Genomic DNA, 26798 nt, shown 5'->3' on the forward strand with positions numbered 1-26798 from the left:
TTCAGAACAGTGCGCTTTATGATAGTATGACGGTCAGGGAAAATCTCGAATTTCCGCTGGTAAGGAATGTGGCAAACCTGACCCGCGCGGAAATCAACGAACAGGTGGAATATGTGCTCGATGCGGTCGGACTTTTACAGACCATTAACCAGGTACCTTCCGAACTGTCGGGCGGCCAGCGTAAAAGGATCGGTATCGCGAGAACATTGATCCTGAAACCGGAAATCATGCTTTACGACGAACCTACTGCCGGACTGGATCCGATTACATGTCTGGAAATCAATGAGCTGATCAACGAGGTAAAAGAGAGATACCACACCAGCTCGATCATCATCACACACGACCTTACCTGTGCCCGCGCGACCGGGGACAAAATAGCGATGCTGCTTGACGGAACATTTGTTAAACAGGGCACATTCGAAGAGGTATTTAGTTCAGAAGAAGAGAGAATCAAGAGTTTTTACGACTATAATTTTATTCAGTAAATAATGGAAACAACAACAAGAAGACGCTCTATCACCGTTGGCCTGTTTGTAATAATAGGAATTCTGATTTTTGTAGTCGGAATACTCACGATCGGGAGTATGAAAAAGGTATTTTCTTCCACCATTCACGTCAAGACCATCTTTGACGATGTTAACGGACTTAAACCCGGCAACAACATCTGGTATTCCGGCGTGAAAATCGGCACAGTAAAGTCCATTCGCTTCCTGGGTAATTCGCGGGTAGAGGTGTTGCTGAACATTGAAGAAAAATCGCAGGAATTCATCCGCAAGAATGCAAAAGCCAAGGTAAGTACGGATGGTTTGATCGGAAACAAGATCATCGTTATCTACGGCGGAACGCAGAAGGTACCTGCTATTGAAGACGGTGACGAGCTGGTTGTAGAGAAAATCGAGAGTACAGAGGAAATGCTTGCGGTTTTATCTGAAAACAACAAAAACCTGCTCGGGATAACCAGCGCATTCAAAACGATCAGCAAGAACATCCTCGAAGGAAAAGGAACCGTTGGTATGCTTTTGAACGACGAGCGGCTTTATAACGATGTGGACCAAACCCTGGCCTCATTAAAAAAGGCTTCTGTAAACGCGCAGGAAATGACCGCTTCGCTCTCCGGATTTTCTCAGAAACTTAACCAGAAAGGTGGACTGGCCAATGATTTTGCAACAGATACAGTAATCATGAGAGACCTGCGCGGAACAATCGGCAGACTGAATGAAACAGTTTCCTCGGCGAATGTTATGGTGAACAATCTGAAAACAGCCAGCGCTGAACTTAACTCAAACACTACCAGCCCGATTGGTGTGTTGCTGCACGACGAAGCTACGGCAGCAAACCTGAAAGGAACTCTTCAGAACCTGGAAACCAGCACTGAAAAACTGGATGAAAATATGACTGCATTGCGGTCTAACTTCCTGTTCCGCAGGTACTTTAAGAAGAAAGCAAAAGAAGAAGCGAAACAACCGGCAGCAGAAGAAACAAAAGCAGAAGGAAATCAATAATTGTTATAGTTTTGCGACGTGCAAGGTTTACCAGAAGTATCCTTGCACGTTTACTTTTATCTCAACCAACCTCTTATCCGGAATATTTTTAACTCAGAAATAATGGCTCTAAACCTTAATCCAGCGCTGGACCTTACCTATATCGATCAGGCTTACGGAGACGATCCTGTCATCATTTACATGATTTTTGACGCATTTCTGAGCGATTCACTTCCGCGCTGGCGGGCATTGGAGCTGGCACTTGAAACGGAGGATAAGAAAGAAGCCGCGAGCATCGTCCACGGCTTGAAACCTTCTTTTACAATGGCGGGGCTGCCAGGTATCCGCCCGCGCGTAGAGATTCTTGAACGTGCCATTAAAGACAATGAAACTACGGACGCACTCATGAATATGTACGTGGAAATCAACACGGACATCAATGTGTTCCTGCCTATTCTGGAAGAAGAATCGGCCCGGCTTAAATCAATGTAATAGCAGGTGAATGCTAGTAAGTAGCGGTTGCGCTTTTCCTGCGGGACTTATCCCAGGCTGCGCTCTGCGAACCTTTAATATACCGGCGTATTCCCGCCAGTACCGCATAGTTCATCACACAGAAATAGTAAGGAACAAACAAGGCTTTCACCTTAATTTTGCGCTTTTCGAGCAGCCAGCCGAGCAGCGCCGCTCCATAGAACAGAACCTGACCAACCAGGATAATGCTGTAAAACCACCCGCCGCCCTCGGCTACGATCCAGATATTGAGCACAAATGAAAGGATCATCAGAAAAGGTGTGACTGTCCACCTGAGTACGCGGTGGCTGATGTACTGAAACGACAGCAGTGGCGCGTGAAAAGGGTTAAGCAGTTTTTTAAGCCGCAAAATGGATTGTATCCCGCCCGCCGCAATGCGCACCTTTCTTTTCAGCTCCTCCTTAATATCCTCAGACGAAAGTTCCGAAGCATACGCAGCAGGCTCGTAGATAATGCGGTAACCCTGCTGGGCAATGCGCATTGAAATCATGAAATCATCGAGAATGGTATCGGGCTCCACATCCGTGTAAAGCGAATTTCGCACGCTGAACAATTCCCCTGCCGCGCCAACTACCGAATAAAGCTCCGAATCCCATTTCTTCAATGTCGATTCATACTTCCAGTAAAAACCTTCGCCCGCGGTTGCATCCGATACTTCTTCCTGCTGAACGCGCTTTTCTCCGGACACTGCGCCTACCGTCGGATCGGCATAGTGCCTGGCGATCAGCATCAATGCATCTTTGTTGAGGAAGGTATTCGCATCTGTAAAAACGACCACTTCTGAATTCACCTCTTTCATCGCGCGGTGCATAGCTAGTATTTTCCCGCTCCTCACCGGTGTGTGCATGAGCTTGATCTTGTCGTAAGCTGCTACCAGTTCCGGCGTCCTGTCGGACGAACCGTCGGTGACGAATACCAGGCTCAGTTTGTCCGCCGGGTATGACAGCTGCAAGGTATTCGCGATCTTCTCTTCAATAATACTCTCTTCGTTGTACGCAGCAATAATCAGCGTCAATGTCGGGAATTCCTGATCGAAGCCGGGCACCGGTCGTCTACCCTTGATCATTCTGCGCAGTCTTACCAGGATATACAACACGATTCCGTAGCCAAGAAACGTGTAAAAAACGACAAAAAGGCTGAGCCAGAAGAGGAGTTCCATATGCTAACTTTTCAATTTAAAACCCAGGTTGTTGCTGTCTGCCCTGTTGGTCAAATGCCAGGTAACAGCCCTGAGAAATACGGGAATAAAGCTGTACTCTTTGTATATAATGTATTTGAAGATATTTCGCGGGGCAACCGTCAGGAGAAAGTAGCAGCAGAAAATGAAAAAGGTAAGCCCGGGTGCATTTTTCCGGATAAAAAGAATGCGGTTCCTATTCATGAAAAACTCTTTCAATGCAGTTCTTTTTCCGACCGAAACAGACTCTTTGTGGTAGATCAATGCAGATAAGTCAACGTGAATTTCATAGCCTGCCTTCCTGATCCGCTCGCACCAGTCCAGCTCTTCATAGTACAGAAAGTAATTTTCCGCCATTAAACCCGCCTTTTCAATGGCTTCCCGCCGCACCATCATAGCCGCGCCGTGTGCATAGCCGGTAACGCCGCTGAGCGAATCGTACTGTCCCCTATCCTCTTCAAACTGGCCGATGCATGCATTCCTGGCAGTATAATAGTTCATGGGCGTATAGCCGGTGTACTGCAGCATTTTCGGGTGATCAAAGTAGTTGATCTTTGGAGAGATCATCCCGATTTTCGGATTCTGATCTAGCTGGGCAACCAGCTTGGCGATCAGATCCGGCATCACCTCCGTGTCATTGTTGATCAAAAACAGGTAGCTACCGGTCGCCTGTGCGATCCCGATGTTGTTCCCTCCCGCAAATCCTGTATTTTGTTCAGAGCGGATAAATTTCACGTGCGGATAGCGCGGCTTCCAGGCAGGTACCGGGTCGATTTTGCTTCCGTTATCAACCACAATGATTTCCAGGTCAGGATAATTATTAACCTCTTCAAGCGATCTGAGCAGATCTTCGGTAACCTGAGGCTGGTTAAAATTAACCGTCACAATGGAAACTGTTTTCATTTAAAAATGACTGCGGGAAAGTGTTCGGAAAGAGGGAATATTTTTGTTGTTTTGTAGAACTATTTCAAAAGTAATAATAAAAATATAGCTTTAACAAATTGTTGTCTCAGACAACAGGTTTTGTTGAGCAAATGCAAGTAATTGCAATACCAAACCTCCTTTATCCAAAATCCGCGTCAATCAAGTGAAAATTCCTCGTCTGCTGGAAATCAGGCCGATTAGTATTCCCTCCAAAAAGGTACCGGAAAATGCGCTCCTGGAAGCGAAGGTTGACGAAATAGTTCGTCTGATCGGCCACGCCAATGTGAATGGCGAGCAGGCGGAGAAATTTGAAGCGCGCATTTCGGAGGCGTTCCGCATGGCAGAAGTCACGAGAAAAAGGCTGGCGCCCTACGAAGCGCTGGATCAGGATACGCTGTCACGCGAGGACCTGCTCGAAGGTTTGGAAAAGCTGCTGGCAGAAAACCCGGTCGATAACAGGATTATAGGCAGCAGTCCGGCCCGCAAGGGTTTGCAGACTGTCATTATGCTGATTTTAGGATTACTACTGATCACTACCGGATTTGCTATGATCATCATGCCTGCCCCGCCCAGCTTCGAAATCGCCACCGTTTTCTATTTTAATATCAATGACGGCGTAACAATCATGGATTTGGTTTCGCTGATGATCATATTTGGAGGAGTTCTCCTGATTGTTTTAAACTTCAGCAAGAAATGATCACGTTCCCGGATCCGCCGACAAGTGTAAAGAAGATCCTGCTGGTGGAAGATAGCCTGCTGTTTGGCAGGGTGATAGAATCTGCATTGCGGAAAGCCGGTTACGAGTGCGCCGTTTGTGAATCAGCCGGTCGCGCGCTTGATTTCCTAGCAAATGAAATTCCCGATCTGATCATCTCCGATTACGATATGCCCGAAATGAATGGTTTCCATTTCAGGCAAGCCGTTTTGATGAACCCGAAAATCAACGAGATACCCTTTGTTTTTCTTACCTCATTTACCGATAACTCGCTGGTTCTGGAAGGTTTGAATATGTACGCGCTTGATTTTATCAATAAGGAAACGCCTATCCCGGTAATCATTTCCAAGTTGAACAACATCATCAAGTCGCTTCAAAATGAGCATGTGCGTTCTGTGCGTGAGTTGAAGATCGCGGCAGATGCATTGAACGTAAAATCCATTCCGGTGCGTGAGCCCGAGCTAGCAGGGTTCAGGGTGCATTTCTGGCATAAAGGCTTCCGAGGTTATCCAGGCGGCGATTTTATCGATTTTGTTCAGGTCGACGACCGGTATTGTTTCGCATTTCTGGGTGATATCATGGGTAAGAAGTGGAAAGCGTGGTTTTTCACCTTTGGCTTCCTGAGCTATATCCGGGCCGCGATCCGTTTTTGCGTGCTCGACAAAGATTTTGAGCTGGACCTAATCGTTCAGAAGATCAATAAACTGATTTGTCTTGACGAAAGTCTGCAAAACATTCTTTCCAGCCTCTCGCTGCTGCTGCTCGACAGCCACACCGGCGAAGTACATTATACCGGCGCGGGAGATCTTCCGCTGATCGGTTTTAATGCATCTACCCGGCGGATTGATACAGTACAATCCTCCGGGCTGCTGCTGGGCTTGCTGGAAGAGGGTTTGTATGATAAACAGACCATTCAAATGCAGCCGGGCGATCAGCTGGCCATTTTCACCGACGGAATGATCGATATTCCTTCCAACAATTCAAAAAAGAGCGACTATCCATTTTTTGTTGAGAAAATAAGCCCGTATCTCGGTCAGGCACACAGCTTTGAGCTTATCCGCAAGTACGTTCTGGCTATCATTGATGACACGAATCAGATGGACGATGCCAGCATCATTTTTATTGAAAAACTCTAAACTAAAATGATATTACAAACCAATGAAGTAGACGGCGTCATTCAGGTTACAATCCTGCCGGAAGAAGCCAATTTATCCAATTCGGAACTGTTTAAGGAAGAAATGATCAGCCTGATGGTGAATGGCGCCAAGCTGATCATCGTGAGCTTTGAAAACGTCAATTACATCGACAGCTCCTTCCTGGGAAGCCTCGTTGTAGCCCTGAAATATGCATTGCCCCGGAATATCGATATATACCTCGTGTCCCTTAAACCGGATGTACATAACCTATTGACACTGATTAGAATGGACAAAGTTTTCAAGATTTACAAAGACCATCAAACCGCGTTGGAAACGCTTCGGTAAAGGATGATGGAAACGCGCAACAAGTTTGAGAAGGTGTTCAGATGCGACCTGCAGGAGATTTCAGACATGTTGAATAGCTGTATGGACTATGTGGAGCAGAGTAGAGTACGCACGAATGATCTGACCGAAGATGTCAGAGCGAGGTTTAAATGGGTTATGACGGAATTGCTGACCAATGCGATCAAACATTCCGGCGTGCCTGAATGCGTGGTATTGATCGTGAGCGACAGTGAAAAGCTTGTTCTGGAAAAAGCGGATTCGGGTTTGCCGCTGGCGATTAAACTGGAAAATAACGGAGGAAAAGTATCCTGGCCGCTGGACAGCATTACGCCGCCTGTGGAGTTCGAAATTTATCAGAACGGGATCGAGTCGCTGCGGCTGAGTGCGCCGAGCATCAACCGGGCTGTGTTTTCGGTGGAAGAAATGGAAAGCAGCAGCAACCCGATGATTTCAGAGTTAACCACCGAACATTTCGGATTGCTGATCTTAACGAAGGCACTGGATGCATTTGAATACGAATACGAGCCACAAACAGGGACAAACACATTTAGGTGCACCTTTAAATTGAAACCAGACGGCCATGAAGCATCGGTTTGAGGTACTTGATATTTTTCGGGGATTGTTCGCGTCGATGGTATTTCTGTTCCATTTGAGCCCGTTTGCGGCCACGCCGATCATCAACAACAGCTTCGTCGAAAATTCAGATATGTTCGTGGATTTTTTCTTCGTGCTCAGCGGGTTTGTGATCGCGTACAGCTATCAGGCTATTTCATCGGGCGGGGAGGTAAAACTTTTCCTCAAAAAGCGCTTTTTCAGGATTTATCCGCTGCATTTATTCATGCTGCTCACTTTTGTGGCGATTGAGTTTACAAAAAAATCCATGACAGCCTATGTGAAAGTGAACAATCCGGCAGATCCCGACAATAACATTTACACTTTCATAACCTCCTTGTTCCTCCTCAACTCAACCCCGCTTTTTGACCCGAAAGATGTCAGCTGGAATATACCCAGCTGGTCGATCAGCGCTGAAATGGTGGCTTACATCGTGTTTGCATTCCTCACACTGGCCGTTTTTGTAATGGGTTTACAAAAAATCAAAAACTGGTTCTACGCTGCCATTGTGCTACTCGCCACAATCGCGCTTATCTCAATCCAGGACAGCTTCAAAATAGATTTCACATTCGATTACGGCTTTCTGAGAGGGATTATCGGATTTTTTCTCGGGGCTATCTGCGTGAATGTTTTCAGGCTTAGCTACGATACAGTTTCCCGCCTTTCTTCTCCCCTGTTTTCAGTACTGGAAGTATTGGCGGTTGCTGCAATCATCGCGATGATCTGTGCAGGAGCAGCATTGAAAGAGGTCGGGCTTGTTTATGAAGTGCTCTTTTTTGTCTGCATTTACATTTTTGCATTTGAAAAAGGTGTGGTATCAGGAATGCTGAAAAGCGTGGGTATACTGCATAACCTTGGCAAGTATTCCTACTCGATTTACATGTGCCACGCATTGATGATCAGCCTTTTCAATGTCGCATTCATTCGGGTGCTGAAATTTCCCGAAACCGCTTACTCTTACCTCTTCATACTCAACTTTCTCATCATTTACTTTTTCTCCGCCTGGACCTACAAGCATATTGAAATGCGGTTTGCGTACAAGCCAAAAGCCCGGGTCAATAAAAACAGCAAGGAACCTGAATTGAAAACACCCTAATTGTTCGCCAGTTTAATATCCAATGTATGAGCATTAAAGACAAAATCACGATCGTCGTTGCAACCGACAACCACTACGCAATCCTGCTTGGCGCGTTGATCAAATCCATCGAGGAGAATCACAAAACGCACGAGAAAATTGACCTGTACATTATCGACGACGGCATTTCTGAGTCAAGCAAGAAGAAGATCCTTGCTTCCAGCAACCCGGCAGTGACGACGATGTACTGGCATAAAACGGCCAGTGTGATCCCGCCGAATGTGAAAATCCCGGTAGATAAATCGGCATTCCCGATCACTACTTACCTCCGCCTTTTTGCTCCCTACATTATCCCTAAAGAAACCGAGCGTTTCCTGTACCTGGACGTGGATATGATTTTGAAAGAAGATATTTCAAAACTATGGCACACCGACTTGCAGGACAAAATGTTTGCAGCGGTACCTGACCTCGCCAAAGTAGTAAGCAGTGAATGGGGCGGTGTTCCCAATTACAAGGAACTCGGCTTTGATCCGCAAACGCCTTATTTCAACGCAGGTATGCTGCTCGTGGATCCGATCCAGTGGCGCGCGCAGGATATTTCCAATAAGGTAATCCAATGCATTTACGACAATATTGCCTCTGCCAGCTTCCCCGATCAATATGGTCTGAATGTGGTTTTGGTAAATAAATGGGTCGTGCTCGACCAGCGCTGGAATACTTTCGCTGTGCTGGAAATCAAAGATCCTTGGCTGATCCATTACCTCGATATCAAGCCCATTTTCCAATCCTACAATTGCAACCCTGCCTATAAAGACGAATTTTACAAATACCTGAGAATGACACCCTGGAAAGACCACAAGCCGGTTCCTGACTGGGTGAGACTAAGCAGAAAAGCTTACAACAAACTAAGGAAAATCGTATCGGGATACCTCAAATAGAACTTTTCAAATGCATAGTTTCGATGAAATAACTTTACTCGTAACGCATTACAACAGAAGCACTTCGCTCGAAAGGCTACTGAAATCGTTTGAGGATCTCGGCTGCCGGTTCGGGAATATTGTTGTCTCCGACGACGGCAGTAAACCCGAGCACATTACCTATATCAACTCGCTTAAAAACACGTACACTTTTGAGCTGGTAACCACACCGAAAAACCGGGGGCTGGGTAACAACATCAACAAAGGTCAGGATGCTGTCAAAACACCCTACACCCTGTATGTGCAGGAGGATTTTGTTCCGCAGGCGATTTTCCCGGACAAGCTCAAAAGCGCATTCGGGTTTATGCAGGAGCGGAAGGAGCTCGATTTCGTGCGTTTTTATGCCTATTTCAAATATCCTTATCTGAAACCCTACAAAGACGGTTTTTCGGATATGGAATTCAAAATCCTGAATCCGGGCTACAAAAAGTTCTACTATTACAGCGACCACCCGCATTTGCGCAGAAGCAACTTCTTCGAACGTTTTGGCCGTTACCCGGAAGGTTTGAAAGTGGAAGTTACCGAATACCAGATGATGATGTCGGTACTCAAAAACAAGGGAAAAGCCTTGTTTTTCGAAGAGTATACCACGCTTTTTGATCAGGTAAATTCGTCTGCCGAGCCGAGCACGGTCAGGAGAAATTACTGGCGCGAAACGGAAAACCCACTCGTGACTATGTCCCGGCATTTGTACCGGCATTTAAAATTCAATTACGATTACCTGACCTAGTGTCGGCCTGTATGTATGGCTACTGAGAAAAAGGGAAACGACAAGTACTGGCTTAAATCGGGCATTATCAATGTACTGCAAAACCTCACGGGCGTACTTTTCGGCTTCGGCGGATTTTACCTCATGGTACGGATGCTCGACAAGCATTCATTCGGGGTGTGGACACTCTTTGCCGCGACTACCACCATTTTCGAAATGGTACGCAGTGGATTGATACAGAATGCGTTGATCAAGTATTTGTCATTTAGTGAGCCCGAAGAACACGACAAGATCCTCTCTGCTTCCTTCGCATTAAGCGGCGGGTTGACCTTGCTTTGTATTCTCGTGAACCTGATGCTCGCGACTTACCTGGGCAGGATCTGGAACTCTCCGGACATTGTGCCGCTCTTCTGGATTTACAGTATTGTGTATCTTTTTTCCGGCATCTTATCGCAGTTCCACTGGATGGAACAAGCCAACTTCCGCTTCAATGGAATATTCATTACCAACTTTGTAAAGTCGGGTGTTTTCTTTTGTTTTCTTGCTTTCTGCTTTTTTTTCAATATAAAAATCAGGCTTGTTGAGCTGGTATATGTACAGGCAATCGCATTGTTCCTGGCAATCTGTCTTGAATATTTCTTTGTCCGAGACCTGCTGAACTTTACGCTGAAAATCACAGGAGAGTGGGTCAAAAAGCTGCTGAATTATGGTAAGTACGCATTCGGGACTTCCATTGGCTCCATTCTTTCAAGTACGATTGATCAGATGATGCTGGGTTCGTTGTTGTCGCCGGCGGCTTCGGGCGCATTTAATATTGCGGTCCGCATTATGAACCTGGTCGACATTCCTACAAATGCGATTGCGGTGATTGTGTTCCCGCAAAGCGCACGGCGCCTCGCTACGGAGGGGGAAGCGGCGATTAAATATTTATACGAAAAATCGGTAGGTACCATTCTCGCAATCCTGATTCCTGCATTGCTTTTCCTGTTTTTGTTCCCCGAATTTGTGGTGAGCTTTATTGCAGGAGATAAATACACGGAAACAATTCCAATCCTGAAAGTCACTGTATTATACTGTGTCCTGATCCCGTTTGGCAGGCAGTTTGGTACTATCCTGGATTCTATTGGCAAACCGAAAATTACATTTACACTGGTAGTGCTTGCCGCAACTATTAACCTAGGATTGAACTACATATTGATTTCGCGCATGGGCGTAATGGGCGCTGCGTATGCGACATTGATCTCGAACATTGTCAATTTCGCCATTTCGCAAACGATCCTGAACCGCATTTTACACGTGAACCTGCTTCATACATTTATATACGCATTTAAGTTTTACCCTGAGTTTTTTGCCAAGTATATTAAGCCAAGATTTACCTGATTTCTGCTAACTGTCTTAAAGCTGCATTCAATGTCATTCTTTCAAAACCCGGACTGGCTGGAAAAATACAACTATCCCTACACTGCTTTCGACCAAATTCCCGACGCGGTTTTTGCTGAAATCAACCAGCGGCTGGATTCGAAAAAAGCGGCGGAACCGTTAGTAACCGTGATGATTGCGGCCTGGAATGAAGAAGTGAACCTGCTTCGCTGCGTGGCAACGCTCTCGGATATGGCGACGAAATATCCATTCGAGATATTGGTTGTCAATAACAATTCGACCGACAAAACGCAGCAAACTATTGACCGCCTGCACGTTAGAACAGTTTTCCAGAAAATACAGGGACCGGGACCAGCGCGACAGCTCGGGCTTGAAAACGCACGCGGGAAGTACATTCTTCTTGCCGACGCAGACTGTTTTTACCCGAACAGTTGGATGGACGATATGATGCAGGTACTTACCCAGCCCGGCGTAGTGTGCGTTTACGGAAGATATTCTTTCATCAGCGAAGAGGGCTACTCCCGCTGGCAACTCCTGGTACTGGAAAAAGCAAAAGACCTGATCGCAGAATACCGTCACATGAACCGCCCCTACCTGAATACCTACGGGATCAGTATGGGATTTGTGCGTGAAACTGCATTGAAGATCGGTTTTGTGATGAAGAATGTGCGCGGCGAAGACGGCCGGCTTGCCTATGCATTAATGAGTTACGGAAAAATCAAACAGGTAAAAGCCAATCGCTCACGTGCCTGGACAGGCGCACGGACTCTGAAACGCGACGGCAGTTTTATAAGTCTTTTTACAAAGCGGGTAGTGAAAGAGGTCAAAGGATTATTCTTCAACCTGCATTCAAAAGCACCGAAGGAAATTGAAAAATTGTAGCTGACTTATTTTTTCGCGAGTTCGGCAGCCAGCAACTCTGAGATCTGCGTGACCCGCTTTTCCCAGGTATTATCCGCTGCAACCTGAATGCGCGCCTGCCTTTTCTCTTCATTATCGGTCTTCAAAGCCTCATTGATCGCATCTGAAAACGCGGCTGCATTTGAACAAAATGCGACTTCATCGTTTGTAAATTCCTTTAAATCATCATTGAAGTTAATGGAAACCAGTGGCTTACCTGCACCCAGGTATTCAAACAACTTCAAAGGGAAAATGGTAGAGCTTACTTCATCCCGCTTGAAAGGCAGTAACGCCACATTAAACCCTTTGATCACTGCCGGCATTTCAGAATAAGGTACGCTGCCGGTGAAATGAACATTGGGCGCATTGAAAAACCAGTCCGGTATGTACGATTTATCCATCGGTCCCACGAATACAAAGCTCTTATCCGTATTCATTTTGATCACTTCTTCCAGCATCACGTAGTCCATTCGCCGCTCGATGTTTCCAAAATAACCGATAATCGGCTTTTTGATATCCTTCAAAACAGATACCACGGGCAATGTTGGGTCCAGAGCCTTCTGACTATGGGTTACATCGGCTGCGTTGGGGATAAAATAGGTATTTGCATTCAGCTTTTTGCTCTGATTATAGAGCTGTCGGGCTGTGCAAAACACAATATCACTTTTACGAAGCAACTGGTTTTCAGAAACTTGCCCGTGACGCGCATCAAACGGAACAATGATCGGGTCAACACAATGGTAAGCCGTGAGTTTCGGATGCAGCCCGTCCATCAATCCCGGATAGTGGAAATTGAAGGAGTTAATGAAAATGAAATCTTTGATATTGAACTTCCTAATAATCCTTTGAAGCTTGGCGCGGATCAGCAGTTCGTTGATTTTCAGCAAAGAGCGGAATAAAAATCCCTCTGGCAAAAAATTAATTGATAATAATACGGGCGGAATAATAACCTTGAAATTAGGGTTATCCGTATCAATTACTTTGTCGTCGAAAACATCGTGATATCCCTTACGTTTCTCATTTTCAGGCTCATTGCGAAGACGCATGTAATCCTTTATAGTAAACGGATGCTCCACATAAAAAACCTGATTATCGCGCGCCAGCATTTTGGCAATTGTATAATTCGTCGATTCGATTTTGGAATCAAACCGGGGCAAGCCGAAAATGATCAATTGTTGTCCCTTTAATTTCATTGCCAAACGTTTCAGACAAAAAATTCATTTACATAATTCCGGACTTCTTCATCTGTTTTTGCGTGCAGGATCTTAGCTCCGGAGAATTGCGGATATAACTTCTGAAAACACTTAAAATGATGCTCGGGTCCCTTCCTGGAAAAGATCAGATTGGTTCCTCCGAAGTAACTTGCCAGGGTTGCAGTTCCACCGTGAATGGATATAAACTTGCTTGCATTGGCATATACCATGAACTGCAAGTGATTGAAATTGTTGGCTTTACCTTTATTTTCTCTGTAAAGATCTTCCATTAAGATAACCTCAGGATGATTTATTTTAAGCCACTCATATTCCTTCAAATCATACACCTCGCTGTTGTCCATAGTGATTTGTTCGGGGCGGGGACGATTGTAGATAATTGTGTACTTACTTGTAAGTGAAGAAATGATAAATTCCAGAAGCTCGATACTGTAAAAGCTTACGGGCGGGCCATCCCATTCCATATTATAGCGGTTTGCTATAATCACAATTGGCTTATCATAAATGTAAATATCATTCGTAAAAACATCTTTCAATGGTACCGGCAGCCACTTAGACATATTATAATCCTGGCTGTAAAGCACGCGCGGCATCTCGAAGTTCTTGTTACCAGGCTCCGTTCTAACTTCGAAATCTTCGGTATGTTGCGGAGAAAAAAAATAGAGTTCTTTGGTGTACTTGGGGGCACTTGTACTTTTAAGTGTACCATTTTTATAATGCCAGTATGCAAATGGGAGAACATATTGAAGTTCACATGCAAACTCTCCCTGAAATGAAAGTTCTTTGTACTTGGGTCGGAAAATATAATCTTTTAACAAGTACTTAATCTGAACCAACTTACAAGTATACGTATGGCGATAAAAATACCTAAGATCCGGGGGTAATTTCCCGTATTTGATCAAGACAAAGAAACTCAGAATTTTGTTTAACATGTTTGCAATTCCTGATCCAAAGATGGGTTAATGACGCTTATCTTCCACCAGTAAAAATACACAAGAATTGTATCCTGTTTAGCAAACTTGGGCTAAAAGTGCTAAATTTAGAAAGGGTAATCCTGACCCAAAAACCATCAGCAACATTCTAACTTGGTATTACATTAACTGCCATGAAAAATCTTATACGATTCCTGCTTCAAAAAACACTGTCATTTAAAAATTATCTGTTTCTATTTTCCTTATACTCAATTAAAACTATTGAGGCTGGGAAATACGAGCGGGAGTTTTTACACTTTTTGAAAATGATCAAAAAGGACGGTATCATTCTGGATATCGGAGCCAACATTGGCATCACCGCAGCGCCGCTCGCGAAGCATCATCCCAACGCAGAAGTTCACGCATTTGAACCCATTTCCGAAAATTTTTCAGCATTGGAAAGGGTTGTGCGTTATTTAAAACTGAAAAATGTAAAACTGTTCAATATCGCATTGGGCAGCGAGTCAGGAACTTTGAAGATGATCATGCCCGAGCGTGGGAATTCACGGATGCAGGGTTTGAGCAAAGCATATGAAGAAGGGGCGAATGAAAAAGGGGTTGTTTACCAGGTGCCATTGAAAAAGCTGGACGATCTCTACCCTACCGAGACAAACATCAATGCGATCAAGATCGACGTTGAAAACTTTGAACTGGAAGTTTTTAAAGGATCTTTGAAGGTTCTTGAAAATAATAAACCCATGATATACTGCGAATTATGGCAAAATGATAACCGCACCCAAGTATTTTCCCTCCTCGGTAGTTTCGGCTATAAGTCCTACGTTTTTAACGAAAATACCGAATCAATAGAACCGGTGCAGATTTCGGATTCATTGCCGGCGGGCAACTTCTTTTTTATTCACGGCTGAGCCGGATAATAATTGAAGTTGCTCTTTGGAAAAGCCAACCTGTTCTGGCAGATTGCTATAATAATGTTAGCTTTGTAAATAATGCTGATCAAAGATTAGCGATTTACTTATGAATAACTCCTCAATAAAATGTACCCCACAATGAACGGCTCCAACAACGAAACCTCATTGATTGATTTTGCTTATCTGCAGGAAATTACCGGCGGAGATGCCGAATTGAAAAGCGAATTGATCAGCATGTTTGAATCTGAAACTGTTATTCAGCTTGATAGTATCAGAGCAAATTGCAAATCAGGTGATCTTGACATGCTGAAACAATCCATTCATAAATACAGATCTTCTCTGTTTTCAGTCGGGTTACTAAATACCGCTGCCAAATACAAGGAAATTGAATCCGCTTTGAAAAGAAATGAAACCGTTCCGGACCTTGCCGTTCAGCTTGCGGATCTGGAATTGGAATCGAATGCGGGTTTGGAACTTCTTAAATCCTGATCAATTTTCCTTTAAAATTTTTGCTGTTTCCTTTTTATCAATCAGATAGGTTGTATGCACAATAGCGGCTGCAATGTAAAAAAGGATATTGTTTGGAAATTGCACCAAAGCTTCCTGTGGAAAGTTGCCAATATTGAGTGAGAAGATCACCAAAGTCATTGCAAGACAATAGGTTCTTAATTCCGGATTCTTAATGCGGTAGAAATTATTGATCCCCATTTTTAATATTGAATACATTAAAAAACAAAAGATTAATAAACCAATCCAGCCCAGCTCGACGGCAACACGTATATAACCACTGTCAGGGGGAAAAGTTGCGAGGAAAGAATTCGGAGAAAATCTTGCACCCCAGGCTCCGGTTGATCCCAGTCCACCGCCGATCGGGTGTGTCAAAATGTAAGGTTGAATTTTCTTCTGATTAGCCTTCCTTACATTGAATGATGCATCGTCAGAAGGCCGGAATGCAGTTTGAAAACGTGCAATCGTCGGATTTGAAGTGGGGATAATGATCAGGATGATAATAAAAACGGCCGCTACACAGGAGGCAAACATGATCTTTTTACTGAAATTCAGTAAAGCAAACGGGATCAGCGATGCAGGTACCAGTACATAAGCGCCCCGCGTTCCGGAATATAGCATGGCCAGAAGAAATGCCCCGATCATTACAACCAGGATTACCTTTTTAGCAAGGCTTTGTTTGGACGACAATAATGCGACACATATCAGACTGGCGCCGACCATTGTGTAAGAAAACGAAACCGGATCAGAAAAAATCGAATATTTCCGCCAGGCACCATTGATATACAAGAGGCTCACTTGCATGGGATCACTCCATAAATCGGCGAGCTCTTGCGGAGCAATGCCGATATACTCCTGCTTAAACCCGTATAATGCGCCACAAACAGCGAGTACCAACCAGGTTTTCAGCACAATACGGATTGCTTCGACCGACCGCAGATAGTATACGAAAACAAAATACATGATCGTAACAGCCGCGACGGACCGCACCGTGTACACCCACGCCAGCCGCGACTCAGCCCAGGGATTAGCTACCTGGATCAGATTGTAACCGATCCATACCAAAATCATGATGGACACCGGGTTCTTGAATGTACTGATATTCCAATCTCCTTTTTGTTTCAATTTGATCAGAAAACCAACAATCAGCAGTGCTTCAAGTCCGTCCATCAACGTGCCGAGCGGGAAATTGATACCGAGTCGGAGAATAAAAAAGAGGAAAAAACCCATTATTAGCAGCACCACGATCCCGAATATCGGGTAAACCACCACCGCATACACAGCCGGGATAGCTACCATCGCCACCAGCACCAGCAGGCCGGCGACCATACCACCGTAAATTGTTGCAAGCCCCAACCCCACCGCAGCTAAAGCCAGCAGCACCATACCGATCGGCGTACTTACCTTATCGATCATGGGCAAATGGATAGAGCGCCTCTCTGTTTCCGCTGATAATTCGTATTTCAATATGCTAACTATTAGAAAAAGAGGATCTTGAAAAAGAAAACAAATACGCTGACGAATGCGATAATCAATGCGATCGTGCGCGTGAGCGTCTGAAGTTGTGTGAGTTCAGGATCGTTCGACTTTTTTCTGGTTTTTTGAGAAGGGAATACTTTCATACTGATCAGGGCGCTTTACGGTAATTGTGCTTGGTTGCAACTGAAATCTTATTCGCCTTTCTGGCTTTGATCAGCGAAAGCACCTGGTAGTACATGAAAACCGGAATGGAGGTCAGCGATCGGAGAATGCGCTTGTCAACCGAGCTGTCGAAAAGCGGCACCAGGAACCCGGCCACAAAAGTGAGCAACGCCGCCAGCCACCACGCACTCATCAATGGATCAATCCAAAGATTCACAAGCATGAACAGTACTGAAATAATCAGAAAAATGAACAACGGCGGCCGCAGCAATACAAACCCAAAGAGAAACTGATTCCAATTCAGGTTCTTAACTCCGCTGAAAATCAGATCAAAACCAAATTTAAAATACTTAAACCAGGTATTGATCCAGCGCGAACGCTGGTTGACTAGCTGAGTGGATTCAGATGTTTTTTCATCCCACACCACAGCCTCTTCCCTGAAAGCAATGCGATGTTTCCGTGTGATGATTTCTTTCTGAAGTATTTTGTCAAAACCCGCACCTACTATATCGAGCTTACCAAGCGTCTCTTTGTACAATGCAACCGTAAACGCCATTCCCGAACCCGAGAGTGTAGCCGACGAACCCGCTTCAAACAACAGTTGACCATCATAAAAATGGTAGTAAATGTCACGTGCAGCGTCCAGACAGGCATAAACTGAATCAAGGTTCTTTGCCTTGCGCACACCCTGAACCGCCACGAAGCCGTCATTGAAACAAACATCCAGCTCATTGAGCAGCTCCGGATCTACGATATTGTCGCTGTCAATAATGACAAGCCGCTCGTGCGCTCTCCTGAAATGGTTGATTGCAAAAAAGTGAGAGCGCGTATTGCTCGCCAGCACAGTCGGCGGGTGCAGCACAATTACCCTGTCACTTTCCAGGTTCAACCCCGACGCGTCGCATTTGTCAGCAACCACGTACACCAGGTAATTGGAATAGTTAAGTTTTGATATAGAAGCAATGACGTCCGGCAGCTGCTGGGTTTGCTCGTATGTCGCTACAATCAGCCCGTAATCTGCCTCTGGGCGTTTCACAGGTTTTTCGGCTTCCTTATCTTTTTTAGTAAATAGATTGAACATCAGCAGCAATACCGGAAAAATCAGGTAAAAGCCGATCGCCATCTGGCATAACCACCATAAGAACCAGACTATTGTCATTCCGCCACCTGTTTGGAGACCCTACCCGATTGTTTCAAAATATCCTGCGCGCCGGTCAATACCCAGCCTGCCATTTTTCCATTGAGACCTTTCAGATACTCAATTTTTGAACGGTCTTCGTAAGAGATGCTGTGCCCACTTTCAAAAACAGCCACAACCGCATCTGAAAATGTGATCCATTCTTTGGCTTTGTTCATTGACACAAGTGAACCCGCGTCAACCAGAATCGTGTCATATTGGGTTTTCAATGTAGCAAGTGCTTCCTTGATCCGCGCTTCATCGGCCAGTTCAAGCAGCGAAACGTCACCACCTTTGTTGGCCAGGATCGAAATCGAACCATGCGCAGCAGTAGTCGTCGCGTCTCCTTTCGTAAGGTAATCTTCGAGGTACCGCGAGCCGGTGTTCAGTTTCGTAATATCAGCCGCATTGAAGTTACCGTCGATAATCAATACTCTTTTGTTGATCTTGGAAAATGCCCACGCAAGGCTTAATATCAGCAAAGTCTTGCCGCTTCCTTCCGAAAGACTGGTAATGGAAAGGATCTTTGGATCTGGAAATTCATTGTCCAACTCGAAGCGGATTGACCGGATCAGGTTTCTGAAAAGTTCGATCTTACCCTCACTGGTGTGTTCATTCTGCAACTCACTAATGCGGAAACCACCACCTAGCTGGTTAACAAAACCAAGCACCGGCCGGTCGGTTGCATTGGCAAGCTGCTGCGGGTACCGGATCGATGAGTCGAAGAAGTAAAGGATAAAAAGGATAAACAAACAGAATGCGAAGCTGATCACGCCAGAAAGGATCACCAAAACGATCTTCTTGGAAGGCTGTATTACACCAGGAAGTGCTTTTTCGGCTATTTTGAGCGTGGCAGGAAAGCTCGACGCCAGTCTTGCATCGTTATATTTTTGCAATGCTTCCATATACTCGCGGCCTGCTATGTCGATCGCAGTTTCAAACTCCTGAACACGCGCTTCGTTGGGTACCAGACCGTCAAACTTGTTGTTCAACGTTTTCAGCTCTGCTTCGATGGTTGCCAGACTGTTCGCCGCCAGGTCGCGCTCTACTTCCATCGTCAGCTTTTGGGTAACCAGGTTCTCCTTGAGAGAGAGGGGACTGTATACATACCTGTCAGTTGACTCGTTGATCTGCGCCGACAATTTGGTCTGGATTGAATCGAGGCCTGCTTTGTATTTTGGGTCAAAATTGCTTTTTACATAAGCTTCATTCAATGCACGCAGGCGCTGTTTTGTTGTTACAATGCTCTGGTTTATGCCTGAAACCGCACTTTCGAAGTATTTGCGATCGTTGGTGCTGAACTTGTTATCAATATTCCGGATCGCTACACCGTATGCAATCACATCTTTCTTCGCCACTTCCCTTCTCAGCTCAAACTCCGCCATTTGTCCGTACAAACTTTTAGCCTGTTCGTCCAGGTTCAAAACGCGGTTACGGATCTTGTAATCGCGCAGTCCATTCATCTGCACTCGGAGCGCCATTCTTTTTTGTTCAAGGAAATCGGCAAGGAAGCTGATGGTGCGGTTGTAAGTGTCGGACAGCCTGGCAGAGTACATTTTGATAAACTCGCTGCTGAGCGTATTGATCACAAATGCCGCCATTGTCCGACTCGTACTCAACATTGATAAAATCACTGTTGGACAGCCGGAAAATGGTCAGCTTCTTTTGCAAAGACTCGGCATCATAGCCCATTTCTTTCAAAATCGCCTGCAACTTTTTCTCTTGCGGAACCGCCGGTGAGAGCTCCTGTTGTGTCTTGTACTTTTGCGTAAGCACATTCACAGCCTGACCACGGGCAGCCTGGTCCATTGCTTGTAACTCCTTGGAAGCCGACCTGAAATCATCCTTCTCAACCGCTTTCAGATCGTGTAGCAGTAACTGGTAGGAAACCTGATCGAGCACCTTTTTCTGCGACATCATCTGTATAATGTTGTCAAACTTCCTTGCGATCTCAAAATCCTGCTCGGTACCGCTGCTCATCAATCCCTGCTCCGTCTTGTCGACCAACCCTGTTGCAATGCTGCCGTGCGATTTGAACTGATCGGGAAGTGCTTTTACTAAAAAGTACGCAGCCACAACCGTGATCAGCGGAACAAAGATCAGTACGAACTTATTCTTATATAGTATTCTCAGAAATTGCGAGAGCTCTGTCATTTGATGTCTTCCAATTTTTGTCCCAATAATTCTTCCAGCGCGCTTTTAGAGATAAGCACATCTGCCTCCGCCGATACCTTGGCCTGCTGCCTGTCCGAAATGACCACCAGCGCTTTACTGTACTCTTCCAGCGTGGTTTCGCCTTTTTCGTATTTGAATTTGAGCTCTTCGGCCAGCGCTTCCACATCGTGCAAGGCATCTGCCTTAATCCGCAGCAGCACCTTGTATTGCGCGTAAGCAATGTAACGCTGCTTCACGTCGGCTTCCAGGTTCAGCATGTATGTGTCGCGATCGTGCTCCACAGCCGCCAGTTCACTTTTTGCCTGCTTGATCAAAGCGGGTTTTTGCAGCAGCGAGCCGATATTCACGAAAAAACCGAACTGGTAACCATTGAGGAAATTGGGATTGATGGTGCTCGCCAGCCGGTCCGGACTATACAGATAGGAAAATGAAAGGATTTCAAAATAGGATAGCTTCAACTTTTTGGCATTGTAAGTGCCGGCGTCAACGCGCGACTGATACAATTTCAACTTGGGGTAGTTCTTCTTGGCGATTTCAACCAGCTTCTCTAAATAGGGGAAGGAAAGTTCGTCCGACAATGCATTTTGTGCCTTTGCGGGAGCCAGTGAGATCAGGAAAAGCAATAGGGAGCAGAAATATTTCATTTAGAGCATTTAAGTGAATAGTAGTTAAGAGAGGGGGCCGGGGGCATCTAAACGTTTTCGGATTGTAAAAGTGCGGGGAAGGTTTTCAGGATAATCTGCATATCCATTTTGAATGAAAACTCCTTTGCATAAGTAATATCAAGCTGCGTCCGCTCCTCTTCCGACATATCTGCTTTTCCTTTTCCTCTTTTGGTAACCTGCCAGAGGCCCGTCAATCCGGCTGGTCCCGCGAAACGGAAAATTTTATCGTCGGTCGTCATTTTTTCAGCCTCATACAGTGGCAGTGGCCGGTTGCCCACCAGCGACATATCCCCTTTCAGAATGTTGATCAGCTGTGGAAGCTCGTCGATACTGGAATTGCGAAGGAACTGACCAAACCGCGTGATCCTTGGATCATTCTGAAACTTCATAAATGCCGCTTTCTGCTCCTTCTGGAAGTGGTACAGCTTTTCGCAAATTTCCTTACCATCGTGGAACAACAGGCTCTTGCATTGTTTTCCGGCCTGGCACTCCGCGCACAACCCGCTGGTTTCCATCTGCTGTACCGGCTCAGTTGACTTGTTATACATACTCAATGCAGCCATTTTGCGGATCTGCTGGTCGGCATCAGTACGCATGGTGCGGAACTTGTAGAGGTCAAAAATCTTGTAACCGCTCCCTACCCTTTTTGATTTATAAAAAACAGGGCCTTTTGAATCCAGGCGGATCAGAATGGCGACGATGATAAACACCGGGAGCAACAAAAGAACAGCTGTACCCGTGGTAATAATGTCAATACTACGCTTCCATAAAGGCGTATGTGCACTCTGGTCACCAATTTTTTTAAGTGCCTTATTGGCAACATACCACTGTCTTTTCTTGAAATATTTGATCCTGGTAATCAGGTCACCATCATCGAAACGCACAGAGAAGATATCGTCTGCGTGCTTCTCCCGCGCAGTTTCGATCGAGGCGCGCGTGAGCTTGTCGACCATGAGTATAAACGGGATATTGCCAAAACCGGCAGTACTCCGGATATAATCCAGCAGCTCAATACCGCCGCTGTTTTCGTGCGCAATGATCACGTCTGCCGGAAAATTCTCCTGAAGTGCAGCAAGCAGATTCTCCCGGCTGCTGAAATACTCTACCTGCAGAGAATCGGCAAAGCGTTCTGTGAAATTAATGTAATGATCAAAATCGACATTCAGGTACATCACCCTGAACTGAGCTGTGTAAGACTTCGTCTCAGCACCGGGCGTCGGGATTTCGCTTGCAATTTCCATCTTCTAAACTGATTAGGAGTATCTTTTGGCGCGGCGGAGGATCGCATTGATCTTGGCGTGTACCTCCATGGGGTTAAAAGGTTTTACCATAAAATCATCCGCGCCCAGGTTCAGGCACTGGATACGCTCGCTGCTCTCGTCGGAGCCCGACAGGATGATAATGGGTATTTCCGAGTAGAGGTTACTCGCTTTGGTCACTTTCAAAAATTCCTTTCCGCTCAGGTTCGGCATATGCAGGTCGGCAATGATCAGATCGGCGTGATTGCCCTCTTCCAGCCAAAGCATACCTTCTGAGCCGTCACTTTTAATGATAACGTTGAAATCTTTCTTTAAAAAATGCTCTAATATTTTGGTGATACTCGGCTCGTCGTCGATGATCAACAGACTTCTTTTAATGTCCATGGAGATGTAAAAAATAAATCAAATGCTGGTACAGATCTTAAAACGCGTTTGTTAAACCATCAGAATTCATCGAATTACGCATTCAAACTAGTTGACTTTCATGCGCAAGTATCAGATGGAATTATTTTGTAGAGATAGTCATAATACTTTTCATAACAAAACAGTAAATCCAATTGCGTTGCGCTGTTTTTGTTCATTTCTAATGCCCCTTTTCCATTGTTTAGGTTAATTCAAAGTTATTCAGGACAATAGCAAGCTATTATGTTTAAAGAGAGATGAGTTGTAGAGAGTAGGTAGTAAAATTATGCACTGGGAACTACATCACAAAAAATCCCCGGCAGAATTTGAAAAAATTTTCCTAATTAATTCTACGTAAAATGTAACCAGTTGAGGCTGTTCAGATTATTTGGCAGCGTGGAAGTAAATCGCAACCTCAGCGGTCGCGTCAACCGGGCTACCATTCTGTTTCGCGGGCGTCCAGGCCGGACCTTTACGTACAACCTCGATTGCAGCAGATTGGAGGGATACTTTGCCGGTAGCTTTGAGGGCCGTAAGTGTCCCGTCGGCTTTGACGGTGAAGCTGACGATCACCGTTTCGCTACCCTCGTACGCAGGCGTATTTTGCTGCATGTAGGATAGGTATTGTTGCCAGCCTGCTTTTGGCTGCGGCTTATCTGTTGATAAAACATCCGATTGTTCACTCAAAGCACCATCAGAAACAAGCCGCGATGTAGATCTGCTCATTTTGGCAGGAGCCGCTCTTCCCAGCCACTGAATGGAGGACGGAGGTGCAGCAAATGCGGAAGGTACAGGTTCAGAGACAGCGACTCTGGCTTTCACAAAGTCAGAATCAGCCTTCACATTCTCATCTAATAAAGGAGCGGCAGCGACTAGCGGCTCTGGCGCAAGTTGCTCAGGCTGTGTGCGGACAGGCCGCTGCTTTTTCCTGGGCAGTTCAGGAGCTGTTGCAATCGGGGCTGCATTTACGTTTGCGTCCGGCAGGGGTTCTGCTGGCTTGATTACCGGCTGCTCAATGGGCGCGGGTACTTTACTTACCTTTTCTACAACCTTGTCTTTGGCTAAAACAATCCACAGAATCCCCGCAGTGATGATGACGGAGGCTGCGGAGGCATAAGTCCATAAACTGGTCTTCCGTGATCCGTTGGACGCAGTTCTTGCTGTAAGCTTATCAGCCAGTTCGGCATGCAGCTTGTCGGCTTGTGCAGAAGTCGGGTTCAGCAATGTAAATCCTTCATAAGCCTCCGCGAATGCAGGGTCCGAGAGAAGCCGCTTCTCAAAAGCATGCTGCTCCGGAAAAGACATTTCGCCGCTCTGGTACCGCACGAAATCTTTCAGGTTAATGGGGGAACGTTGGTCAAACTCAGCCATTTCTTTCCATACAAATTTTCAGGTTCCGCTTCCCGTTCTGGATATAGCTCTTCACTTTCTCTAAACCAAACCCCGTTTCGGAGGCAATTTCCCGGTAGCATTTGCGCTCCATGTAAAACAGGTTCACAGATCGCTTTTGCTCGGGCGACAAGGTCGAAATACACTTTTCAAGCGACAACAGCTGTTTTTCCTCAAACATATCCGCATCTCCGGAATCAACTCCCGCCAGCTGGTCTAATGCCTCTTCCGCATGTTCCTCCATGGAAACAAACACCTTTTCCGTACGCAGCTGCATTAAACAGTAATTCCTTGCTACCGAATGCAGCCAGCTGCTGAAATGATGCACTTCGTGCACCCGCAGATCTTTCACCAGCTTCTCAAAAATGTGCATAACCGCATCTTTTGAGCGGTTTTCATCTTTGAGGTATTTAAAGCAGATCCCGAATACGGTATCCATATAAGGTTCATACAAAATCCCCAGCAGCCTGAGCTCACCGGATGCGCGGTACGCTTCCAGCAGCTCCGGCTCCGACAGTAGATGCTGATGCTTTTTTGTAAAAACCTTTAAAAACCTCACATGAATATGCTTGACGAAAATCCATTCAACTAACACCTGGATGCAGGCGGCGGCTATTTTCCATAAAATTTTTGAAAACTTTTATGGAAAAACTTTCCGGCTTGCATCCAGTCAATAAACTAAAACTTTATTAACCATGAAAGGAAAGATCGTAATACTCCTTGCTTTATTCCTCAGTGCTTTTGCCGCGGTGCCCAACAAGGTCATCAGGGGACAGCCGGTAGCAGGCGCCCGCATTTCCATCGACGGCAGTAAAACCATTGCTACTTCCGATCAGCAAGGAAAATTCACCATTTCCATTCCCGATTTTACAAAACCCCTCCAAGTATCCGCGCCTGGATTTGAAGTACAGCTGGTAACTATTACGTCCTCCGCTTTCCTGGACATTGTTCTCAAAAAATCAGAACCTCATTTCGGAAAGCAGCGACTCACTGTGGGCACTTACGAGCAGGCGGTAAAGAAGGTGACTCCTCAATTTGCAGGAATGTCGGCCCCGCTTCCATCTGCCAATGTAATGCGGCACAGTAACACCCTAGTAGATGTAACAAATGAATCTCATAAGCTGATCAACGAAAATGGCTTCCAGGTGACCAGCCAGCAGGCAGTTACCACCTTTGCGGCGGATGTGGACCGGGCTTCATACAGCAATATCCGCCGCTACCTCAACAATGGCAGTCTGCCTCCTGCCGACGCCGTGCGTATTGAGGAAATGATCAATTACTTTGACTACAACTATCCGCAACCCAAAGGCGACGCGCCCATTGCGCTTACCACAGAGCTGACCGACTCGCCCTGGAACAAGGGTCTCAAACTGTTGCACATTGGTATGCAGGCGAAGAAAGTGGCTGTACAAAATCTCCCAGCCTCCAACATGGTGTTCCTGGTGGATGTATCCGGATCCATGACAGATGAAAACAAGCTGCCGCTGGTAAAGCAGGCGCTCAAATTACTGGTTGGTCAGCTGCGGGAACAGGACAAGATCTCCATTGTTGCTTATGCCGGCGCCGCAGGTATCATCTTACCTCCTACTTCGGGAAGTGAAAAGTCGAAGATTAAAGATGCGCTTGATAAGCTGGAAGCAGGCGGCTCTACCGCGGGAGGCGAGGGCATTGAACTCGCTTATGATCTCGCCGCGGCTCATTTTATAAACAAAGGCAATAACCGCGTGATCCTGGCGACCGACGGAGACTTCAATGTAGGTGTTTCCAGCGAAGCAGGCTTGCAGCGGCTCATCCAGCAGAAAAGGAAAAGCGGTATTTTCCTCAGCGTAATGGGATTTGGAATGGGCAACTATAAGGATAACCTGGCCGAAACCCTGGCTGACAAAGGCAATGGAAATTATGCATACATTGATAACCTGCAGGAAGCCAGAAAGGAATTTGTGCATGAATTCGGCGGGACATTATTTACGGTTGCCAAAGATGTGAAAATACAGATCGAATTTAATCCCGCGCACGTGCAGGCTTACAGGCTGATCGGCTACGAAAACCGGGCGCTCAAAAACGAGGAATTCCATGATGATAAAAAGGATGCAGGCGAAATGGGCTCCGGCCACATTGTTACTGCCATTTACGAGCTTATTCCGGCAGATTTCAAAAGCGACTACTTACCGAAAGTTGATTCGTTGAAATACCAGAAAAACAATATTTCAGCAACCGGAAAAACAGATGAAATGCTCACGATCAAAGTGCGTTACAAAGAGCCGGATAGTGAAAACAGCAAGTTGTTTGATCTGCCTGTAGGTAACAGTTCGCATTCATTTGCAAGCTGTTCAGAAAACCTCAGGTTCTCCGCGGCAGTAGCAGAATTCGGACTCTTGCTGAGGGACTCGGAGTTCAAAGGCGAGGCTACTTATGGAGATGTGATCAGCAAGGCGCAAAGTGCATTGGGGAAAGACAATGAAGGATACCGCGCTGAATTTGTGCAGCTTGTGAAAAAGGCACAGTCTTTACAAGACCCGAAACAAACTGCAAGTAAGGAGTAATAACAAAAAGAGAGCGCCTGATCAGGC

Annotated in this window: 28 protein-coding genes; 15 read left to right on the top strand and 13 right to left on the bottom strand. The window is 45.8% G+C overall.

Features of this window, described 5'->3' with window-relative positions; all coding sequences use genetic code 11:
- From ACTIE6_RS00380 to ACTIE6_RS00390, 3 genes are all read left to right on the top strand, one after another.
- Positions 1–485 (top strand): ABC transporter ATP-binding protein (locus tag ACTIE6_RS00380; RefSeq protein ID WP_439554738.1); only part of this gene is annotated, 485 nt, incomplete at its 5' end.
- A 3-nt stretch (positions 486–488) separates the two neighbouring features.
- Positions 489–1502 carry an MlaD family protein gene (locus ACTIE6_RS00385; protein WP_439554739.1) on the top strand — a complete coding sequence of 338 codons (1014 nt, stop codon included), beginning with the start codon at positions 489–491 and terminating at the stop codon, positions 1500–1502.
- 102 nt (positions 1503–1604) lie between these two features.
- On the top strand, positions 1605–1973 hold the full coding sequence (locus ACTIE6_RS00390; RefSeq protein WP_439554740.1) for an Hpt domain-containing protein: 369 nt from the start codon (positions 1605–1607) through the stop codon (positions 1971–1973).
- A gap of 13 nt (positions 1974–1986) precedes the next feature.
- Here ACTIE6_RS00390 and ACTIE6_RS00395 read toward each other — a convergent pair whose 3' ends face one another.
- Both ACTIE6_RS00395 and ACTIE6_RS00400 read right to left on the bottom strand, forming a co-directional pair.
- A complete protein-coding gene (locus ACTIE6_RS00395; RefSeq protein WP_439554741.1) occupies positions 1987–3171 on the bottom strand; it encodes a glycosyltransferase family 2 protein in 1185 nt (394 codons plus the stop codon).
- A 3-nt stretch (positions 3172–3174) separates the two neighbouring features.
- Positions 3175–4092: a glycosyltransferase family 2 protein gene (locus ACTIE6_RS00400; RefSeq protein WP_439554742.1), complete on the bottom strand. Its 918-nt coding sequence runs from the start codon at positions 4090–4092 to the stop codon at positions 3175–3177.
- A gap of 184 nt (positions 4093–4276) precedes the next feature.
- Between ACTIE6_RS00400 and ACTIE6_RS00405 the strand changes: the two genes are divergently transcribed.
- From ACTIE6_RS00405 to ACTIE6_RS00445, 9 genes are read left to right on the top strand one after another with little or no spacing between them, the layout of a single operon-like run.
- On the top strand, positions 4277–4810 hold the full coding sequence (locus tag ACTIE6_RS00405) for a hypothetical protein (RefSeq protein WP_439554743.1): 534 nt from the start codon (positions 4277–4279) through the stop codon (positions 4808–4810).
- A complete protein-coding gene (locus tag ACTIE6_RS00410) occupies positions 4807–5964 on the top strand; it encodes a SpoIIE family protein phosphatase (RefSeq protein ID WP_439554744.1) in 1158 nt (385 codons plus the stop codon). Before ACTIE6_RS00405 ends, ACTIE6_RS00410 begins: the two co-directional genes overlap by 4 nt.
- Positions 5965–5970: 6 nt before the next feature.
- Positions 5971–6309 (top strand): STAS domain-containing protein, encoded by a 339-nt coding sequence (locus tag ACTIE6_RS00415; protein WP_439554745.1) that lies wholly within the window; start codon positions 5971–5973, stop codon positions 6307–6309.
- A 3-nt stretch (positions 6310–6312) separates the two neighbouring features.
- Positions 6313–6906, top strand: a complete 594-nt coding sequence (locus ACTIE6_RS00420; RefSeq protein WP_439554746.1) for an ATP-binding protein — start codon at positions 6313–6315, stop codon at positions 6904–6906.
- Positions 6890–8017 carry an acyltransferase family protein gene (locus ACTIE6_RS00425; RefSeq protein WP_439554747.1) on the top strand — a complete coding sequence of 376 codons (1128 nt, stop codon included), beginning with the start codon at positions 6890–6892 and terminating at the stop codon, positions 8015–8017. The genes ACTIE6_RS00420 and ACTIE6_RS00425 overlap by 17 nt, the downstream gene beginning before the upstream one ends.
- Positions 8018–8043: 26 nt before the next feature.
- A complete protein-coding gene (locus ACTIE6_RS00430; RefSeq protein ID WP_439554748.1) occupies positions 8044–8934 on the top strand; it encodes a glycosyltransferase family 8 protein in 891 nt (296 codons plus the stop codon).
- 10 nt (positions 8935–8944) lie between these two features.
- Positions 8945–9703, top strand: a complete 759-nt coding sequence (locus ACTIE6_RS00435) for a glycosyltransferase (protein WP_439554749.1) — start codon at positions 8945–8947, stop codon at positions 9701–9703.
- A gap of 15 nt (positions 9704–9718) precedes the next feature.
- Positions 9719–11062, top strand: coding sequence for a flippase (locus ACTIE6_RS00440; RefSeq protein ID WP_439554750.1), 1344 nt, complete (start codon positions 9719–9721; stop codon positions 11060–11062).
- A gap of 30 nt (positions 11063–11092) precedes the next feature.
- On the top strand, positions 11093–11944 hold the full coding sequence (locus ACTIE6_RS00445) for a glycosyltransferase family 2 protein (RefSeq protein ID WP_439554751.1): 852 nt from the start codon (positions 11093–11095) through the stop codon (positions 11942–11944).
- 5 nt (positions 11945–11949) lie between these two features.
- On the opposite strand, the gene ACTIE6_RS00450 is transcribed toward ACTIE6_RS00445, so the two are convergent.
- Positions 11950–13155, bottom strand: a complete 1206-nt coding sequence (locus ACTIE6_RS00450) for a glycosyltransferase family protein (RefSeq protein ID WP_439554752.1) — start codon at positions 13153–13155, stop codon at positions 11950–11952.
- An 11-nt stretch (positions 13156–13166) separates the two neighbouring features.
- Positions 13167–13991 carry a hypothetical protein gene (locus ACTIE6_RS00455; protein WP_439554753.1) on the bottom strand — a complete coding sequence of 275 codons (825 nt, stop codon included), beginning with the start codon at positions 13989–13991 and terminating at the stop codon, positions 13167–13169.
- A gap of 419 nt (positions 13992–14410) precedes the next feature.
- On the opposite strand from ACTIE6_RS00455, the gene ACTIE6_RS00460 reads away from it, so the two are divergent.
- Positions 14411–15010 carry an FkbM family methyltransferase gene (locus ACTIE6_RS00460; protein ID WP_439554754.1) on the top strand — a complete coding sequence of 200 codons (600 nt, stop codon included), beginning with the start codon at positions 14411–14413 and terminating at the stop codon, positions 15008–15010.
- Between the two features lie 141 nt (positions 15011–15151).
- Entirely contained in the window at positions 15152–15502 is a 351-nt protein-coding gene (locus tag ACTIE6_RS00465) for an Hpt domain-containing protein (RefSeq protein WP_439554755.1), read from the top strand.
- Here ACTIE6_RS00465 and ACTIE6_RS00470 read toward each other — a convergent pair whose 3' ends face one another.
- From ACTIE6_RS00470 to ACTIE6_RS00510, 9 genes are all read right to left on the bottom strand, one after another.
- Entirely contained in the window at positions 15503–16987 is a 1485-nt protein-coding gene (locus tag ACTIE6_RS00470) for an O-antigen ligase family protein (protein ID WP_439554756.1), read from the bottom strand.
- 11 nt (positions 16988–16998) lie between these two features.
- The gene (locus ACTIE6_RS00475) at positions 16999–17142 is read right to left on the bottom strand and encodes a hypothetical protein (protein ID WP_439554757.1); all 144 of its coding nucleotides are present in this window, start codon (positions 17140–17142) and stop codon (positions 16999–17001) included.
- 5 nt (positions 17143–17147) lie between these two features.
- Positions 17148–18320 carry a glycosyltransferase gene (locus ACTIE6_RS00480; RefSeq protein WP_439554758.1) on the bottom strand — a complete coding sequence of 391 codons (1173 nt, stop codon included), beginning with the start codon at positions 18318–18320 and terminating at the stop codon, positions 17148–17150.
- Complete coding sequence (locus tag ACTIE6_RS00485) at positions 18317–19960, bottom strand: exopolysaccharide transport family protein (protein WP_439554759.1); 1644 nt, start codon at positions 19958–19960, stop codon at positions 18317–18319. Before ACTIE6_RS00485 ends, ACTIE6_RS00480 begins: the two co-directional genes overlap by 4 nt.
- Before the next feature lie 528 nt (positions 19961–20488).
- Complete coding sequence (locus ACTIE6_RS00490; protein WP_439554760.1) at positions 20489–21157, bottom strand: TolC family protein; 669 nt, start codon at positions 21155–21157, stop codon at positions 20489–20491.
- A 47-nt stretch (positions 21158–21204) separates the two neighbouring features.
- Positions 21205–22419, bottom strand: coding sequence for a sugar transferase (locus ACTIE6_RS00495; protein ID WP_439554761.1), 1215 nt, complete (start codon positions 22417–22419; stop codon positions 21205–21207).
- Between the two features lie 12 nt (positions 22420–22431).
- Complete coding sequence (locus ACTIE6_RS00500; RefSeq protein ID WP_056290003.1) at positions 22432–22821, bottom strand: response regulator transcription factor; 390 nt, start codon at positions 22819–22821, stop codon at positions 22432–22434.
- Positions 22822–23223: 402 nt separating this feature from the next.
- Positions 23224–24210, bottom strand: a complete 987-nt coding sequence (locus ACTIE6_RS00505; protein WP_439554762.1) for an energy transducer TonB — start codon at positions 24208–24210, stop codon at positions 23224–23226.
- Positions 24203–24787, bottom strand: coding sequence for an RNA polymerase sigma factor (locus ACTIE6_RS00510; RefSeq protein ID WP_439554763.1), 585 nt, complete (start codon positions 24785–24787; stop codon positions 24203–24205). The genes ACTIE6_RS00505 and ACTIE6_RS00510 overlap by 8 nt, the downstream gene beginning before the upstream one ends.
- A 136-nt stretch (positions 24788–24923) precedes the next feature.
- Between ACTIE6_RS00510 and ACTIE6_RS00515 the strand changes: the two genes are divergently transcribed.
- The gene (locus ACTIE6_RS00515) at positions 24924–26771 is read left to right on the top strand and encodes a YfbK domain-containing protein (RefSeq protein ID WP_439554764.1); all 1848 of its coding nucleotides are present in this window, start codon (positions 24924–24926) and stop codon (positions 26769–26771) included.
- Positions 26772–26798 lie beyond the last annotated feature (27 nt).

The sequence above is a fragment of the Dyadobacter sp. genome, from assembly GCF_051859145.1.
Lineage (GTDB): Bacteria > Bacteroidota > Bacteroidia > Cytophagales > Spirosomataceae > Dyadobacter.

Bases quoted from the DNA above. Each gene is read 5' to 3' on its own strand.
- ACTIE6_RS00385 (WP_439554739.1), top strand. From the start codon at position 489: ATGGAAACAACAACAAGAAGACGCTCTATCACCGTTGGCCTGTTTGTA.
- ACTIE6_RS00390 (WP_439554740.1), top strand. From the start codon at position 1,605: ATGGCTCTAAACCTTAATCCAGCGCTGGACCTTACCTATATCGATCAG.
- ACTIE6_RS00395 (WP_439554741.1), bottom strand. From the start codon at position 3,171: ATGGAACTCCTCTTCTGGCTCAGCCTTTTTGTCGTTTTTTACACGTTT.
- ACTIE6_RS00400 (WP_439554742.1), bottom strand. From the start codon at position 4,092: ATGAAAACAGTTTCCATTGTGACGGTTAATTTTAACCAGCCTCAGGTT.
- ACTIE6_RS00410 (WP_439554744.1), top strand. From the start codon at position 4,807: ATGATCACGTTCCCGGATCCGCCGACAAGTGTAAAGAAGATCCTGCTG.
- ACTIE6_RS00415 (WP_439554745.1), top strand. From the start codon at position 5,971: ATGATATTACAAACCAATGAAGTAGACGGCGTCATTCAGGTTACAATC.
- ACTIE6_RS00420 (WP_439554746.1), top strand. From the start codon at position 6,313: ATGATGGAAACGCGCAACAAGTTTGAGAAGGTGTTCAGATGCGACCTG.
- ACTIE6_RS00425 (WP_439554747.1), top strand. From the start codon at position 6,890: ATGAAGCATCGGTTTGAGGTACTTGATATTTTTCGGGGATTGTTCGCG.
- ACTIE6_RS00430 (WP_439554748.1), top strand. From the start codon at position 8,044: ATGAGCATTAAAGACAAAATCACGATCGTCGTTGCAACCGACAACCAC.
- ACTIE6_RS00435 (WP_439554749.1), top strand. From the start codon at position 8,945: ATGCATAGTTTCGATGAAATAACTTTACTCGTAACGCATTACAACAGA.
- ACTIE6_RS00440 (WP_439554750.1), top strand. From the start codon at position 9,719: ATGGCTACTGAGAAAAAGGGAAACGACAAGTACTGGCTTAAATCGGGC.
- ACTIE6_RS00445 (WP_439554751.1), top strand. From the start codon at position 11,093: ATGTCATTCTTTCAAAACCCGGACTGGCTGGAAAAATACAACTATCCC.
- ACTIE6_RS00450 (WP_439554752.1), bottom strand. From the start codon at position 13,155: ATGAAATTAAAGGGACAACAATTGATCATTTTCGGCTTGCCCCGGTTT.
- ACTIE6_RS00460 (WP_439554754.1), top strand. From the start codon at position 14,411: ATGATCAAAAAGGACGGTATCATTCTGGATATCGGAGCCAACATTGGC.
- ACTIE6_RS00465 (WP_439554755.1), top strand. From the start codon at position 15,152: ATGAACGGCTCCAACAACGAAACCTCATTGATTGATTTTGCTTATCTG.
- ACTIE6_RS00475 (WP_439554757.1), bottom strand. From the start codon at position 17,142: ATGAAAGTATTCCCTTCTCAAAAAACCAGAAAAAAGTCGAACGATCCT.
- ACTIE6_RS00480 (WP_439554758.1), bottom strand. From the start codon at position 18,320: ATGACAATAGTCTGGTTCTTATGGTGGTTATGCCAGATGGCGATCGGC.
- ACTIE6_RS00485 (WP_439554759.1), bottom strand. From the start codon at position 19,960: ATGTTGAGTACGAGTCGGACAATGGCGGCATTTGTGATCAATACGCTC.
- ACTIE6_RS00490 (WP_439554760.1), bottom strand. From the start codon at position 21,157: ATGAAATATTTCTGCTCCCTATTGCTTTTCCTGATCTCACTGGCTCCC.
- ACTIE6_RS00495 (WP_439554761.1), bottom strand. From the start codon at position 22,419: ATGGAAATTGCAAGCGAAATCCCGACGCCCGGTGCTGAGACGAAGTCT.
- ACTIE6_RS00500 (WP_056290003.1), bottom strand. From the start codon at position 22,821: ATGGACATTAAAAGAAGTCTGTTGATCATCGACGACGAGCCGAGTATC.
- ACTIE6_RS00505 (WP_439554762.1), bottom strand. From the start codon at position 24,210: ATGGCTGAGTTTGACCAACGTTCCCCCATTAACCTGAAAGATTTCGTG.
- ACTIE6_RS00515 (WP_439554764.1), top strand. From the start codon at position 24,924: ATGAAAGGAAAGATCGTAATACTCCTTGCTTTATTCCTCAGTGCTTTT.